Here is a 14450-nt window from a genome sequence, read left to right on the forward strand (position 1 = left end):
CCACCACCACAAGCACTCAGATACGCCACCGCCATCGCGGCCGCGAACCACCGCATCGAACGACGCGCCATCTGCATTCCTTTTTTTTTGGTTGAGTAGTCGAGAAGGCTCAGTAGCCAAAAAAGATCACGTTCGGGAAGAGCGCGCGCGGGTCGCCGTCGTACATGCCGCTCAGCAGGAACTCGTTGCCGTCCTGGGTCAGGGCCGTGGCCTGGCCCAGCCACTGCTGGTTCTGCGGATCGGGCGACTTCAGGCGCGCCTTCAGGGTCAGGGGCCGGCTGGGGTCGCTGGCGTTCCCGACAAAGCAATAGGCCGCGCCGGCCTCCGCTGGCGACGGCAGGTTCACGGGCACGATGTCCGCCGCCCGCATCACGCCCTTGTGCGGGGCACCGTCCTCGGGCGCACCGACGAGCAACTGGGGCCCGTTGGCGCCATTGACCAGGGCCAGGCTGGTGCCGAAGCGGTCGTTGGCGCGCGGGGCCGGCGCCACGGGCGAGGAATGCCAGGCCCAGGTGTTGTTCTGGTAGCGGTACACGGCCACCTGGCCCGCGTTCGCGGGCAGGGTCTGCCCGGTCTGCGGCACCAGGCCGCCCTTCTCGGCGTAGCCGGCGGCCAGCCAGTTGCCATCGGTGCTCATGGACAGGGCGCCGCCCAGGCCACGGTAGGCGGGGGACAACGGGCTGGTGCTGGCGTCCACGCAGCGATCGCCCCCGGGGCCGAAGGTTTGCAGCAGGTTCCACCGGGTCCAGGGAGGATCGCCCTGCGGGCCCCACGACACCCTGTAGAACGACACGCCCCCGGCGAGCGCGCCGTCGTACGACGCGCGGGGCGCGCCCACGGCCACCCGCTGCCCGGCCGCGTCCATGGCGAGCGCGGCACCGAAGTACATCGACGACTGAGAAGCGTCCGTGACGTACGGCTTCACGTAGGCATCGAAGGCATAACCCTGGCCGGTGTTCACGTAGGCGTACACGGCGCCCCGGTCCTGCCTGTTGGAGGGGCCATCGCCCAGCTCGGGCGCGTCGGCGGAGGACGGCTGGTACACGCCGGGGTCGGCCGCGCTGTCCTCGTTGGGCGCGCCCACGAGCAGGTTGCCGTCGTTGCTGATGGCCACGGCGGTGCCGAAGGCGTCGCCCGCCCCCGCGTTGATGGCCTTGAAACGGGCGTCAGGCGCCCAGCCCTGACCCGCCACGTACTGGTAGACCTGCACCGCGCCCGAGTCCTGCACGTCGCGCGCCAGCGCCGAGGGCTGGGGATTGACGCCCGTGCCGGCGCTCGCGTGGTCGTCGCCCGGCACGCCCACCGCCAGGTACAGGCCGTTGGGCGACAGGGCCACGCTGGCGCCGAAGAAGTCGCCCAGGGCCGCCTGCGGCAGCGACAGGGTCTGGACCTCGGTCCAAGCCCCGCCAAACGGCGCGCGCTCATAGACCTTGACCAGGCCCATGCCCTGGTTCGCCCCCGGCAGGCCCACGGCCAGCACGTGCCGCACGACGTCCTGGTCGCGCAGGGCCGTGGCCATCGCGCGCGCCCGGTTGCCGCCGGCATCGTCCACCGGGTTGGACAGGCTGTCGACCGCGGCGGCCAGGTCGCCGCTCACCGTGGCGACCGCCGTGCTCAGGACGGCGCCGCTGGGCGTCATGGCACTGACGCGGTACTTGTGGTTCATCGCCTCCGTCAGGCGCAGGTCGGTGAATGTGCGCGTGGGCGGCGCCGAAGACGGGACGAAGCCGAGCGCGCCGGAGCCGAAGTTGTCGACACCGTCGCTGGCATCCACGTCCCGTTCGATCCGGTAGTAGTCGGCACCCGCCACGGCGGTCCAATCGAGTTTCAGGCCGCGCTGGGGCACGGCCGTGATGCTGAGGGCGAATGGGGTGCTTCCCGTGCCGGCGCCGGGATCGGGAATCGGCGCCGAGCCCGAACCCGGCGGCGGCGCGGCCGGCGGCGTGCCGGCGGGCGGCGGCGCGGGGACGGGCGCCGGGGCTGGCGAGGGCGAGGGCGCCGCACCGCCGCCCGGAGCGGGACTGGGACTCGCACTGGGGCCCGCCGCGCCGCCCGATCCGCCACCACCACTGGCGGCATCGCCCCCGCCACCGCCGCAAGCGGTCACGGAGACCAGCGCCATCGCCGCCGCGAACCACGCCATCGATCGACGCACCGTCTGCATGCCGTATTCCCCAGGAAGCCGGGCCCACGCACGCCCTTGGGAACCCCCGCAAGCGCGACCGGGCGGGCCCGCCACCCGGTCAAGCCACAAGGTAGCCAGACGGCACGCGCGCGGGTATCCGCAGCCCGGCCGAGACCGCCCCGGCTGGACGGCCGACGGCCCGATGGTCAAAGGTCAGAGGGGCTGCTGATCGGGCTCGTCGGCCTGCAGGGGCGTGGCCTGCGCCAGGGCGAGCCATACGCCCAGGGGCAGCTGCGGCACGGCGCGGCGCGGCGCCTCGCGGCGCAGCTCCCAGCCCCCGGCCGCGCCCGCGTCCACCAGCACGCCACAGTCCTCGGGCACGTCGCGCTCGTCGCCGACGGGGCGGCCCTTGGCGTCGCGGCCCAGCACGTACCAGACCGCGCCCGCCATGCCGAGGTAGGCCGCGCGCTTGTCCGGCTTGCGCCGGTCGGACAGCAGGTCGGCGCGGCTCACCTTGATCTCGTGCACCACGGGCTCCAGCCAGTCGGCGCGCGAGCTGCGGCGGATCGAGTACACGTCCGGGCAGGCCACCACCCAGTGATGGGCCAGCGGTTCGCCCTCGCGCGGCAGCGGCGCGCGCAGCGCCAGCCCACACCAGGCCAGCCGGCCCGCGCGCGCCTGCTCCAGCGCGACGCGCTGCACCAGCGCCTCGTGCGCCGACAGCGCCGCGCGGTTGCGCGCGTAGATGCGCGCCAGCAGCGCGATGCCCGCATCGCTCACGCGCAGGTGCTCGCGCCCGGCGCCGTCGAAACAGCGCTGCAGGCAGCCGGCCGCGATCAGCTCGACCTCGATCGGATCGTGGCAGGGCCAGCCCGCCGAGCGGTGCATCTCGCGCAGGCGCTGGTGGTGGCGCCGGGTCAGGGGAAGCGGCAGTGGCAGTGGCAGTGGCAACGGGGAAGGCTCGCTCACCGCGCCATTGTCCTTCCTGTCCTTCCGTATCATCCCCGCTCCGTGTCCGCCGAACCCGTCCCCGAGCCCCTGCGCGTCGCCGTGCGGCGCCTGTGCGACTTCGCGGCGCGCACGGGCGACCTCGACCACCGCTTCACGCCCGCGCCCAGCGCCTTCGAGGGCATCGTGGGCCACGCCAGCGTGGCCGCGCGCCGCCCCGCGCACTACCAGCGCGAGCGCACGCTGTCGGGCCTGTGCGAGGGCCTGCTGCTGCAGGGCCGCGCCGACGGCTACGACCCCCAGGCCCGCCGCCTCGACGAAACCAAGACCCACCGCGGCGACCCGGCCCTCATCGCGCCCAACCGCCAGGCCCTGCATTGGGCGCAGGCGCAGGTCTATGGCTGGCTGCTGTGCGAAGCCGAGGGCCTGGCATCGATCGAACTCGCGCTGGTCTACTACGACATCGACAGTGGCCATGAAACGGTGCACACGCGCCAGGCCACGCGCGAGGCCCTGCAGGTCTTCACGCAAGGCCTGTGCGCGCGCTACCGCGACTGGGCGCGGCAGGAAGCCGCGCACCGCCGTGCGCGCGACGCCGCGCTGGCCGCCACGCCCTTCCCTTTCAGCGACTACCGCGCCGGCCAGCGCGAACTCACCGAGGCGGTGTTCCGCGCCCAGCGCGCGGGCCGCCACCTGCTGGCGCAGGCGCCCACCGGCATCGGCAAGACCGTGGCCACGCTGTTCGGCGCGCTGCGCGCCATGCCGCTGGTGCGCAGCGACCAGTTGCTGGTGCTCACGCCCAAGACCACCGGCCGCGCCATCGCGCTCGATGGCCTGCGCCGGCTGAAGGCCCAGCCGCTGCGCGTGCTGGAGCGCCTGGCGCGCGAAAAGGCCTGCGAGCACCCCGACAAGGCCTGCCACGGCGAGTCCTGCCCGCTCGCGCAGGGCTTCTACGACCGCCTGGACGGCGCGCGCCAGGCCGCCGCGCAGCGCGCCTGGCTGGACCGCGAGGCCCTGCGCGACATCGCGCTGGCGCACCGCGTCTGCCCCTACTACCTCGCCCAGGAAATGCAGCGCTGGGCCGACGTGGTGGTGGGCGACGTCAACCACTGGTTCGACCTCAGCGCCCAAGCCTGGTCGCTCGCCCAGGCCGAGGGCTGGCGCGTGCAGCTGCTGCTCGACGAAGCCCACAACCTGACCGAACGCGCGCGTGCCATGTACAGCGCCGAGCTGGACCCGCAGCGCTTCGGCGCCTGGCGCGCGCAGGCGCCGCTGGCCTTGAAATCCAGCCTGGACGCGGTGCACCGCGCCTGGGGCGCGCTGGCCCTGGACGGGCCCGGCACCACCACGCTCGACGACGCCCTGCCCGCCGCCTTCATGGCCACCCTGGGCCGCCACGCCGCCACGCTCAGCGACTTCATGGCGCGCCACCCGCAGGCCGGCGCCGCGCTGCAGCCCTGGCTGTTCGAGGTCCTGCACTTCCTGCGCGTGGCCGAGCGTTTCGGCGCGCATTCGGTGGTGGAGCGATCGCCCGGCCCACCCGCGCGGCGCGGCAAGCCGCGCCCGCGCCTGGCGCTGCGCTGCCTGCTGCCGGCCGAGCTGCTCGCGCCGCGCTGGGCCGACGCGCACGCGGCCACGCTGTTCTCGGCCACGCTGGCGCCCATGGCGCACACCCAGCGACTGCTCGGCCTGCCCGATCCCGTGGCGCGGCTCGACGTGGCCTCGCCCTTCGACCCGTCGCAGTGGTCGGTGCGCGTGGCGCGCGGCCTGTCCACGCGCTGGGCCGACCGCGCGCGCACCCTGCCGCGCCTGGTGAACGAGCTCGGCGCGCACTACCGCGCACACCCGGGCAACCACCTCGCTTTCTTCAGCAGCTTCGACTACCTCACGCAGGCGCTGGAGGCCTTTCGCGCCGCCCTGCCCGACGTGCCCGTGTGGTCGCAGTCGCGCAGCATGGACGAGGCCGCGCGCGAGGCCTTCATCGCGCGCTTCGCCGAAGGCGGGCGGGGCATGGGCTTCGCGGTGCTGGGCGGCGTGTTCGGCGAAGGCATCGACCTGCCCGGCTCGCGCCTGGTGGGCGTGAGCATCGCCACCCTGGGCCTGCCGCCGCCCGACCCCTTGAGCGAGGCCCTGCGCGAGCGCCTGCAGCAGGCCGGCGCCCAGGGCTGGGCCGATGCCTACCTCTACCCCGGCCTGCACAAGGTGGTGCAGGCCGCCGGCCGCCTGATCCGCACGCCCGAGGACCGCGGCACGCTGCTGCTGCTCGACGAGCGCTTCGCCAGCCCCGAAGTGCGCGCGCTGTTGCCGCCCTGGTGGGGCGTGGGCTGAAGCGGTGGCGGATCAGCCGTCCTGGCGCGCGTCGGGCGCTTCGGCGTCGTCCGGCGGCAGCGGCGTCACCCGCACGCGCGCGATGCGCCGGCCGTCCAGCGCCTCCACCTCGAAGCGCCAACCCGCGCCGTCCACGTGCTGCCCCTGGTGCAGCAGCTCGCCGGCCAGGGAGTGCATCAGCCCCGCCACGGTGGCGTAGCGGCCCCTGTCGTCGTCGGGCAGCGCGTCGATCTCCAGCCTCGACTTCAGCTCGGCCACCGGCATCGCGCCGTCCACCTGCCAGCTGCCGTCCTCGCAAGGGTGCGCCCAGGCGTCCACCGACCGCTCGGGCGAGAGCTCGCCCGTGATCGCCTCCAGCATGTCCAGCGGCGTCAGCAGGCCCTGCACCACGCCGTACTCGTCCACCACGAAGGCCATGCGCGTGGCGCGCGCGCGGAACTGCTCCAGCAATTCCATGCCGGTGAGCGTCTCGGGCACGAACACCGCCGGCTGCGCGAGCGGGCCCACCGGCCCCCGCTCGCCCCCGGCCTGCAGGGCCAGCAGGCGCGGCACGTGGATCACGCCCACCACGTCCTCCAGCCCGCCGCGGCACACCGGGTACCACGAATGCCCCGAGGCCGCGGCCTGACGCACCGCGTCGTCCACGCCGATCGCCGCGTCCAGCCATTCGATGTCCGAGGCCCGCACCATGATGGAGGTGAGCAGGCGTTCGTCCAGGCCGAACACGTTGCGCACCATGCGGTGCTCCTGCGCTTCGATGATGCCGGCGTCCACGCCCTCGGCCAGGCTGGCCTGGATCTCTTCTTCCGTGACCACCTGCGCGGCGCTGTTGTCCACGCGCAGGGCCTTCAGCACCCACTGCGTGGTGTGCGTCAGCAACCACACGAAGGGCTTGGCACCGCGCGCCACCGCCGCCATGGGCCGCGAGACCCAGCGCGCCACGGCCTCGGGGTAGAGCTGGCCGATGCGCTTGGGCACCAGCTCACCGAACACGATGGTGATGAAGGTGATGACCGTGACCACCAGCGCCGTGGCCAGCACGCCGGCCACGCTGTCCTTGAGGCCCAGCGACTGCAACCACAGGCCCAGGTCGTCGCTGAACGCCGCCTCGCCCACGATGCCGTTGAGCATGCCGATGGAGGTGATGCCCACCTGCACCGAGGACAGGAACTGCGTGGGGTTGTCGAGCAGGTCGAGCGCGGTGCGCGCGCCCTTGTCGCCGGCCTCGGCCATGGCCGCCAGGCGGGCCTTGCGGCTGGACGCCAGCGCGAGCTCGGACATCGCGAAAGCGCCGTTGAGCAGCGTCAGGAAAACGATGAGGACGGTATCCATGGCAGGGGCGGTACCCATAATCGGGCGATGGCAATTTATCTCATCGGCGATGTGCAGGGCTGTGACGAGCCCCTGGGCCGCCTGCTGAACCTCGTGGACTTCTCGCCCAGCCGCGACCGCCTCGTGGTGCTGGGCGACCTCATCAACCGCGGCCCCGCCTCGCTCGCCGCGCTGCGCCGGCTGATCGCGCTCGGCGGCAGCGGCCAGTGCCTGCTGGGCAACCACGACCTGCACCTGCTCGCGGTTTCGCAGGGCGTGCGCCGGCCGCACCGCGTGGACACCATCGGCGACATCCTGGCCGCGCCCGACCGCGAAGCCCTGCTCGACTGGCTGCGCCAGCGCCCCCTGGCCCTGATGGAGCGTGGCTGGCTGCTGGTGCACGCCGGCGTTCTGCCGCAGTGGGACGCGGCCGAGGCCCTGCAGCTCGCGCACGAGGTGGAAACCGTGCTGCAGTCCCCCGACTGGGGCGGCTTCCTGCACCAGATGTACGGCAACCAGCCCGCTCGCTGGCACGAGGCCCTGCAGGGCAGCGACCGCCTGCGCGTGATCGTCAACGCCTTCACGCGGCTGCGCTTCTGCACGCCCGAGGGCGAGATGGAGTTCGAGACCAAGGACGGCGCGGGCGCCGCGCCCGAGGGCCACCTGCCCTGGTTCGAGGTGCCTGGCCGCCGCACCGCGGACACCCCCGTGGCCTTCGGCCACTGGTCCACCCTGCGCGGCGTGCACCGGCCGCGCCTGCTGGCGCTGGACACGGGCTGCGTGTGGGGCGGCTGTCTCACGGCCGCGCGGCTGGGCGCCTCGCCGGACGATCTGGAGCGCTTCGAGGTGAACTGTCCCCAGGCGCAGCGCCCGGGGCGGTGAGGGCCGGTCCGGTCAGGACGCGGCCGGCGGCGGCGCGCTGGACTTGAACAGCGCCGGCACCTTGCGCCGCTGCTTGATGTTGGGCGACAGGCCCTTGGGCGCGTTCGCACGCTGCGCGGTTTCCCACTGCGGCGGCGCATCGCCGGCCGGCTTGGCCTCGTAGGGCTGGTCGAAGAAGGGGTCGGCCGGCGCGCGCGCCGCGCGCGGGGCCGGCGCACGGACGCCACGCGGTTCACGCGATTCGCGGGCCTCGCGGTTGTCGGCGCCTTCGCGCCCCGACCCCTCGCGCTGCCAGGCGCGCTGGCCGTCGTTGAAGCGGCCCGCGGGGCGGCGGTCCTGCTCCAGCTCCAGCGCCTCGATCTCCAGCTTCTTGCCCAGCAGCTTTTCCAATTCGCCCACCAGGCGCGCGTCGCGCCCCGAGACAAAGGACACCGCCAGGCCGGAGGCGCCCGCGCGGCCGGTGCGGCCGATGCGGTGCACGTAGTCCTCGGCGTTGAACGGGATGTCGAAGTTGAACACCGCCGGCACGTCCTTGATGTCCAGCCCGCGCGCGGCCACGTCGGTGCAGACCAGCAGGTCGACGTTGCCCTGCTTGAAGGCGTCGAGCGCCTTCAGGCGCTCGTCCTGGCTCTTGTCGCCGTGCAGCGCGGCGGTGTTCAGGCCGTCGCGCTCCAGCGAGCGCGCCAGGCGCGCGCAGCCGAGCTTGCTGTTGACGAACACGAAGGCCTGCTTGAGCCCGCGCTCGCGCAGGATCTGGCGCAGCGTGCCGCGCTTGTCGTCGTCGTCGACGCGGTAGAAGTGTTGCTCGACCGTGGAGGCCGTGGCGTTGGAGCGCGCCACCTCCACCGTGATGGGGTCCTGCAGGTAGCTGCCAGCCAGGCGCTTGATCTCGGGCGAGAAGGTGGCCGAGAACAGCAGCGTGGTGCGCTGCTTGGGCAGGTAGCTCAGGATGCGCTGCAGATCGGGCAGGAAGCCGATGTCGAGCATGCGGTCGGCCTCGTCGAGCACCACGTACTCGACCTGGTTGAGCACGCAGTTCTTGGCCTCGATGTGGTCCAGCAGGCGCCCCGGCGTGGCCACCAGCACCTCCACGCCCTTCTTCAGCTCCAGGGTCTGGGGCTTCATGTCCATGCCGCCGAACACCACGGTGCTGCGCAGCTGCGTGTACTTGGCGTAGAGCTTGACCTGCTCGGCCACCTGGTCGGCCAGCTCGCGCGTGGGCAGCAGCACCAGGGCACGCACCGGGTGGCGCGCGGGCGAGGTGGAGGCGTTCTCGTGCTTGAGCAGGCGCTGCAGCAGCGGCAGGGAGAAGGCGGCGGTCTTGCCGGTGCCGGTCTGGGCCGCGCCCATCACGTCGCGACCGGTGAGCACCTGCGGGATGGCCTGCGCCTGGATGGGCGTCATGGTCTCGTAGCCCATTTCGGCCACGGCCTTCGCGAGCGCGGGCGCGAGGTTGAGTTCGGAGAAGCTTTGGGTCATGTCAGGAACGCCGGGGTGGCGGTAAGCCCGCTATTGTCGCACCCGCGCCACAAGCCCGCCCGGTACCAATCCAGAGGTGCCACGGAACCGGCTTTGCCGGGCCGTCGGCGCCGCCCCCTTGAGGGGGTCGCGCGAAGCGCGGCGGGGGTGCTCAAAGTGACGCCGCCTTGAAGGTGTCGCAGGCCCGCACGTCGCCCGTCTGCAGGCCTTTCTGGAACCAGCGCTGGCGCTGGTCGCTGGTGCCATGGGTGAAGCTGTCGGGTACCACGTGGCCCTGGCTTTTCTTCTGCAGCGCGTCGTCGCCGATGGCCGCCGCCGCGTTGAGCGCCTCCTCGACGTCGCCGGGCTCGAGGATCTGGCCCTGCTGGTGGTTGTGGTTCGCCCAGATGCCCGCGAAGCAATCGGCCTGCAGCTCCAGGCGCACCGACAGCGCGTTGTACTCGCGCTCGCTCATGCGCGCGCGGGCCTTCTCCATCTGATCGGTGATGCCCATGAGGTTCTGCACGTGGTGGCCCACCTCATGGGCGATGACGTAGGCCTGGGCGAAGTCGCCGGGTGCGCCGAGCTGGCGGCGCAGGGTGTCGTAGAAGCTGAGGTCGATGTACACCTTCTGGTCCGCCGGGCAGTAGAACGGCCCCATGGCCGACTGGCCGGTGCCGCAGGCGGTGGGCGTGGCGCCGCGGAACAGCACCAGGCGCGGCTTCTGGTACTGGGCGTTGGCGGCCTGGAAGATCGCGCCCCAGGCGTCCTCGGTGCCGCCGAGCACGGCGGCCACGAAGCGGCCCGACTCGTCGCTCGGCGCGCCGGCCTGGCCCTGCGGCGCCTCCATGGGCGCGGGGGCCTGCAGGCCGCCGCCGTCCAGGGCGCCCAGGATGGTGAGCGGGTTGATGCCGAATATCCAGCCGGCCACCAGCGCGATGGCGATGGTGCCGAGGCCGATGCCTCGGCCACCGCCCATGCGCGGCAGGCGCCCCCCGCCGCCCGGGCTGTCGCGCCGGTCCTCGATCTGGTCCGACTGCCGGTTGTTTTCCCATTTCATCGCCAAGCTCCTTCACCCGCCGCGCGGGCCTGCTCGCGATGGTACGGCCAGCGGCCGCCGATCAGGCCTTGGGCAGGGTCACGCCCACCTGGCCCTGGTACTTGCCGCCCCGGTCCTTGTAGGACACATCGCAGACCTCGTCGCTTTCGAAGAACAGCACCTGGGCGCAGCCTTCGCCCGCGTAGATCTTGGCCGGCAGCGGCGTGGTGTTGCTGAACTCCAGCGTCACATAGCCCTCCCACTCGGGCTCGAAGGGCGTGACGTTGACGATGATCCCGCAGCGCGCGTAGGTGCTCTTGCCCAGGCAGATGGTGAGCACGTTGCGCGGGATGCGGAAGTACTCCAGCGTGCGCGCCAGAGCGAAGCTGTTGGGCGGGATGACGCAGACGTCCTTGTTGACGTCGACGAAGCTGTTTTCGTCGAAGTTCTTCGGGTCCACCACCGTGCTGTGGATGTTGGTGAATACCTTGAATTCGGGCGCGCAGCGGATGTCGTAGCCGTAGCTGCTGGTGCCGTAGCTGATGACGCGCTTGCCGTCGACCTGGCGGACCTGCCCCGGCTCGAAGGGTTCGATCAGGCCATGCTGCTCGGCCATGCGGCGGATCCACTTGTCGCTCTTGATGCTCATGGGCGGCGATTGTAGGCAGCGCCCCCACCACCTTTTTCATCCATTTTTTTGCATCCATTTGCGAATCGTTCGCATTTGTGTTTATGATGCAGGCATGCCGTCCGTGAAGCCCGCCACCCCCCTCCCGCCATCGACGCCCGCGCCCGCGCCCTCGCCGGTGCCCGCGGCGCAGGTGCAGTTCGGCCAGCTGAGCGGCGGCCGGCGCGACGTGTTCATCGAGCACGACGGCCAGCACTACAAGCTGAGCCTGACCGCGCAGAACAAACTGATCCTCACCAAATAGGTTCCACCGGCGCGCCGCGGCGCGCGCCTTTCGCTACCAGCCAGCCAGTTGCCGCTTCGCGGCGCGCGAGCCAGCCCGTGTCTTTCACCACAAACACCGGGTGCCCTCGTGCCACGCCTTCGCCTTTTCCCTTCTTCCGCCCTCCACCCCGTCGCGCTGGCCTGCGCGCTGCTCGCGGCCGCGCCGGTCCATGCGCAAACCGTCCCCGGCTCCGCCACGCAGGTCGCCCCCGGCTCGCTCAAGCCCGTGGTGGTGTCCGGCTCGCGCAGCGAGCGTGAGCTAGAGGAAGTGCCCGCGCGCATCGACGTGATCGAAGGCGAGGCCTTGGACCCCACCCGGGCCCAAGACATCCGCGAGCTGGTTCGCGAGCTGCCCAACGTGGAGGTCAAGCGCGCGCCGCAGCGCTTCGGCGCGGTCAGCGGCTCCACCGGCCGCGACGGCAACGCGGGCTTCAACATCCGCGGCCTGGACGGCAACCGCGTGCTGCTCACGGTGGACGGCATCCGCATGCCGCGCGAACTCAACAACCAGGTGTTCGGCGCCGCCGCATTCGGCCGCGACTACTACGACCTCGGCCTGATCTCGCGCGTGGAGATCCTGCGCGGCGCGGCCTCGGCGCTCCACGGCTCCGACGGCCTGGCCGGCATGGTGGCCATGACCACCACCGCGCCCAAGGACCTGCTAAAGGAGGGCCAGACCTTCGGCGGCCGCGCGGGCGTGCGCGCCGACACCGAGGACAAGAGCGCGGGCACGGGGCTCACGCTGGCCGGCATCGCCAGCGACCGCCTGCAGTGGCTGGGCAGCGTGCAGGTGGGCCGCGCCCGCGAACTGGACAACAAGGGCGACAACCGCTCGCTCAACAGCAACCGCACCGTCCCCAACCCGCAGAAAGACCGCAGCGTCTCAGCGCTGGGCAAGATCGTGCTCACGCCCGGCGCGGGCCAGACCCACACCTTCACCCTCGAACACGTCGACAAGAACACCGCGGTCGAGGGCTACACGGGCCGCTCGCCCACGGTCACCGGCGTGCAGGACCTCGATGGCACCAGCGAGATGCAGCGCACGCGCGCCAGCTGGGACGGCCGCTTCTTCCTCCAGTCCGCCTGGGCCGACACGCTGCGCGCCACCCTGGGCTACCAGCAGTCGCGCTCGCGCGAGTGGTCGCGCGAGGTCCGCACCGCCCTGCCCACCGTGCGCGAACGCGACGTGCGCTACGAGGAAGACCTCTGGCAGGCCGTGCTGCAGGCCGAGCGCACGCGCCCGCTCGGCAACGGCTGGGCCCATACCCTGGTCTACGGCGCCGACGTGTCGGTGGCCGAACTCGACAACCTGGTCACTGGCGTGGCCGGCCCGGCCTACGAAACCTACCCGCTGCAGCGCTTCCCCAAGACGCGCGAGACCAACAGCGCGTTCTTCCTGCAGAGTGAGTTCGTGAGCGAGCGCTGGAGCGTTATTCCCGCGCTGCGCTACGACCGCTTCTCGCTCAAGCCGCAGAGCAGCCCCCTGTACCCGCTCGCCCCGGCGGCGCTGTCCGACAGCGCGCTCTCGCCCAAGCTGGGCCTGATCCTGCGCCCCCATCCGCACTGGCAGGTGTTCGCCAACGCGGCGGCCGGCTTCAAGGCGCCAAGCCCGCTGCAGCTCAACAACTTCTTCCAGAACGCGCTCGCCAACTACCGCACCCTGCCCAACCCGGACCTCAAGCCCGAGACCAGCCAGACCCTGGAGCTCGGCGCGCGCGGCGAGCACGGCCGGCTGAACTGGTTGGTCACCGCCTTCACCGGCCGCTACAAAGACTTCATCGAGGACAACGTGCGGGTCGGCGGCACGGGCGCGCCGGGCAATCCCATCCTGTTCCAGGCCGTCAACCGCGGCCGCGTCAAGCTCAGCGGCGTCGAACTCGAAGGCCGCTGGACCGTGACGCCGGCCACCACGCTCAAGCTGGCCTATGGCCGGACCAAGGGCCGCGACACCTTGCTGAACCAGCCGCTGAACTCGGTGAACCCGGCCAAGCTGGTGCTGGGCGTGGACCACCGCATCGCCGACTGGACCCTGGGCGCCGTGCTCACGCACGCGCTGGCCAAGGACAGCGAGGACATCGACCGCAGCAGCACGCCGCAGCAGTTCGCCACGCCCGCCTGGACCACGCTGGACCTGCGCGCCACCTGGCGCATCACCCCCCGCACGCGCCTGAGCGCGGCGATCCACAACCTGACGGACCGTAAGTACTGGCTGTGGAGCAGCGTGCAAGGCGTGGCCGGCAACCTGGCCACGCTGGACGCCTACACCTCGCCCGGCCGCAGCCTGTCGCTGGCGCTGGTCACCGACTTCTGAGCCCCACAAGGAGAACCCGCATGGACATCCACGACATCCGCACCGCCTACCAGGCCGCGCGCGCCCAGGGTCGGCGCGCGCGCGACGCCGCCGAATCCATCGGCGTGAGCGAGGGCGCCGCGCTGGCCGCGCACATCGGCGCCGACGAAGGTCCCACGCGCGCCGTCGCGCTCAGGGCCGACTGGCTCGCGCTGCTGCGGTCACTCAAGCCCTGCGGGCCGCTGCTCGCGCTCACGCGCAACGAGGGCGCGGTACACGAGAAGACCGGCGTCTACGACAAGCTCTCCGGCGAAGGCGCCATCGGCCTGGCGCTGGGCGAGGACATCGACCTGCGCCTTTTTTTCCACCAATGGCACGCGGGCCTGGCGGTGACCGAGTGGACGCAGAACCCAGGCAACGAAGCCCTGCCCAGCCTGCAGTTCTTCGACCGCCACGGCACCGCCGTGCACAAGATCTTCTTGCGCGAGACCAGCGACCGCGCGGCCTGGCGCCGCGTGGTCGAGCAGTGGCAGGATCCGGCCGCCACGCCCGCCTTCGAGGCCCCGGCCTCGCCCGCCACCGAGACCCCCGCGCGGGTCGACGCCAAGGCCTTCTCCGAGGCCTGGGGCGCCATGACCGACACGCACCAGTTCTTCCCGCTGCTGCGCCAATTCGGGGTCGAGCGGCGCCAGGGCTTCCGCCTGGTCGAAGGCCGCTACACGCGCCGCGTGGAGCGCGGCGCCGTGCGCGAAACGCTCACCGACGCCGCCTTCAACGGCACGCCCATCATGGTCTTCGTGGGCAGCCCGGGCTGCATCCAGATCCACACCGGGCCGGTGAAGCGCGTGGAGCCGCTGGAGATGAACGGCCAGGCCTGGCTCAACGTGCTCGATCCCGGCTTCAACCTGCACCTGCGCGAGGACCTGATCGACGAGGCCTGGGTGGTGGAGAAGCCCACCAGCGACGGCGTCGTCACCTCGCTGGAGGCCTTCGACGCGCGAGGCGAGCTCATGGCCATGTTCTTCGGCGCGCGCAAGCCCGGCCAGCCCGAGCGCGGCGCCTGGCGCGACGTGCTGGCGCAGCGGCCCACGCTGGACGCGCCCACCCCGGCCTGAGG

General features: G+C 72.1%; 11 protein-coding genes. 5 read left to right on the forward strand and 6 right to left on the reverse strand.

Annotated elements, in window-relative coordinates:
• Positions 1-109 precede the first annotated feature (109 nt).
• Both BHU06_RS09610 and BHU06_RS09615 read right to left on the reverse strand, forming a co-directional pair.
• Entirely contained in the window at positions 110-1846 is a 1737-nt protein-coding gene (locus tag BHU06_RS09610; protein WP_070398952.1) for an FG-GAP repeat protein, read from the reverse strand.
• Between the two features lie 492 nt (positions 1847-2338).
• Positions 2339-3094 carry a hypothetical protein gene (locus BHU06_RS09615; protein ID WP_254668144.1) on the reverse strand — a complete coding sequence of 252 codons (756 nt, stop codon included), beginning with the start codon at positions 3092-3094 and terminating at the stop codon, positions 2339-2341.
• 42 nt (positions 3095-3136) lie between these two features.
• Here BHU06_RS09615 and BHU06_RS09620 point away from each other — a divergent pair, with 42 nt between their 5' ends.
• Positions 3137-5401: an ATP-dependent DNA helicase gene (locus BHU06_RS09620; RefSeq protein WP_070398953.1), complete on the forward strand. Its 2265-nt coding sequence runs from the start codon at positions 3137-3139 to the stop codon at positions 5399-5401.
• A gap of 12 nt (positions 5402-5413) precedes the next feature.
• Here the strand turns inward: BHU06_RS09620 and BHU06_RS09625 are convergent, their stop codons facing one another.
• Entirely contained in the window at positions 5414-6733 is a 1320-nt protein-coding gene (locus BHU06_RS09625; RefSeq protein ID WP_070398954.1) for a hemolysin family protein, read from the reverse strand.
• Positions 6734-6760: 27 nt separating this feature from the next.
• On the opposite strand from BHU06_RS09625, the gene BHU06_RS09630 reads away from it, so the two are divergent.
• The gene (locus tag BHU06_RS09630; protein ID WP_070398955.1) at positions 6761-7594 is read left to right on the forward strand and encodes a symmetrical bis(5'-nucleosyl)-tetraphosphatase; all 834 of its coding nucleotides are present in this window, start codon (positions 6761-6763) and stop codon (positions 7592-7594) included.
• Positions 7595-7606: 12 nt separating this feature from the next.
• On the opposite strand, the gene BHU06_RS09635 is transcribed toward BHU06_RS09630, so the two are convergent.
• The 3 genes from BHU06_RS09635 to dcd form a co-directional block, all read right to left on the reverse strand.
• Complete coding sequence (locus tag BHU06_RS09635; protein WP_070398956.1) at positions 7607-9073, reverse strand: DEAD/DEAH box helicase; 1467 nt, start codon at positions 9071-9073, stop codon at positions 7607-7609.
• Positions 9074-9224: 151 nt separating this feature from the next.
• Positions 9225-10112, reverse strand: coding sequence for a neutral zinc metallopeptidase (locus tag BHU06_RS09640; protein ID WP_070398957.1), 888 nt, complete (start codon positions 10110-10112; stop codon positions 9225-9227).
• Positions 10113-10173: 61 nt separating this feature from the next.
• Positions 10174-10740 (reverse strand): dCTP deaminase, encoded by a 567-nt coding sequence (dcd, locus tag BHU06_RS09645; protein WP_070398958.1) that lies wholly within the window; start codon positions 10738-10740, stop codon positions 10174-10176.
• A 94-nt stretch (positions 10741-10834) separates the two neighbouring features.
• On the opposite strand from dcd, the gene hemP reads away from it, so the two are divergent.
• The 3 genes from hemP to BHU06_RS09660 all read left to right on the forward strand — a co-directional run bounded on the left by hemP (position 10835) and on the right by BHU06_RS09660 (position 14448).
• Positions 10835-11023: a hemin uptake protein HemP gene (gene hemP, locus BHU06_RS22805; RefSeq protein WP_070398959.1), complete on the forward strand. Its 189-nt coding sequence runs from the start codon at positions 10835-10837 to the stop codon at positions 11021-11023.
• Positions 11024-11131: 108 nt separating this feature from the next.
• A complete protein-coding gene (locus BHU06_RS09655) occupies positions 11132-13354 on the forward strand; it encodes a TonB-dependent hemoglobin/transferrin/lactoferrin family receptor (RefSeq protein ID WP_070398960.1) in 2223 nt (740 codons plus the stop codon).
• A gap of 20 nt (positions 13355-13374) precedes the next feature.
• Positions 13375-14448, forward strand: a complete 1074-nt coding sequence (locus BHU06_RS09660) for a hemin-degrading factor (protein ID WP_070398961.1) — start codon at positions 13375-13377, stop codon at positions 14446-14448.
• Positions 14449-14450 lie beyond the last annotated feature (2 nt).

It is taken from the genome of Hydrogenophaga sp. PML113 (assembly GCF_001777155.1).
GTDB lineage: Bacteria > Pseudomonadota > Gammaproteobacteria > Burkholderiales > Burkholderiaceae_C > Hydrogenophaga > Hydrogenophaga borbori.

Coding starts and splice junctions, on each gene's coding strand:
- BHU06_RS09625 (WP_070398954.1), bottom strand. CDS start 6,733: ATGGATACCGTCCTCATCGTTTTCCTGACGCTGCTCAACGGCGCTTTC.
- BHU06_RS09630 (WP_070398955.1), top strand. CDS start 6,761: ATGGCAATTTATCTCATCGGCGATGTGCAGGGCTGTGACGAGCCCCTG.
- BHU06_RS09635 (WP_070398956.1), bottom strand. CDS start 9,073: ATGACCCAAAGCTTCTCCGAACTCAACCTCGCGCCCGCGCTCGCGAAG.
- BHU06_RS09640 (WP_070398957.1), bottom strand. CDS start 10,112: ATGAAATGGGAAAACAACCGGCAGTCGGACCAGATCGAGGACCGGCGC.
- dcd (WP_070398958.1), bottom strand. CDS start 10,740: ATGAGCATCAAGAGCGACAAGTGGATCCGCCGCATGGCCGAGCAGCAT.
- hemP (WP_070398959.1), top strand. CDS start 10,835: ATGCCGTCCGTGAAGCCCGCCACCCCCCTCCCGCCATCGACGCCCGCG.
- BHU06_RS09660 (WP_070398961.1), top strand. CDS start 13,375: ATGGACATCCACGACATCCGCACCGCCTACCAGGCCGCGCGCGCCCAG.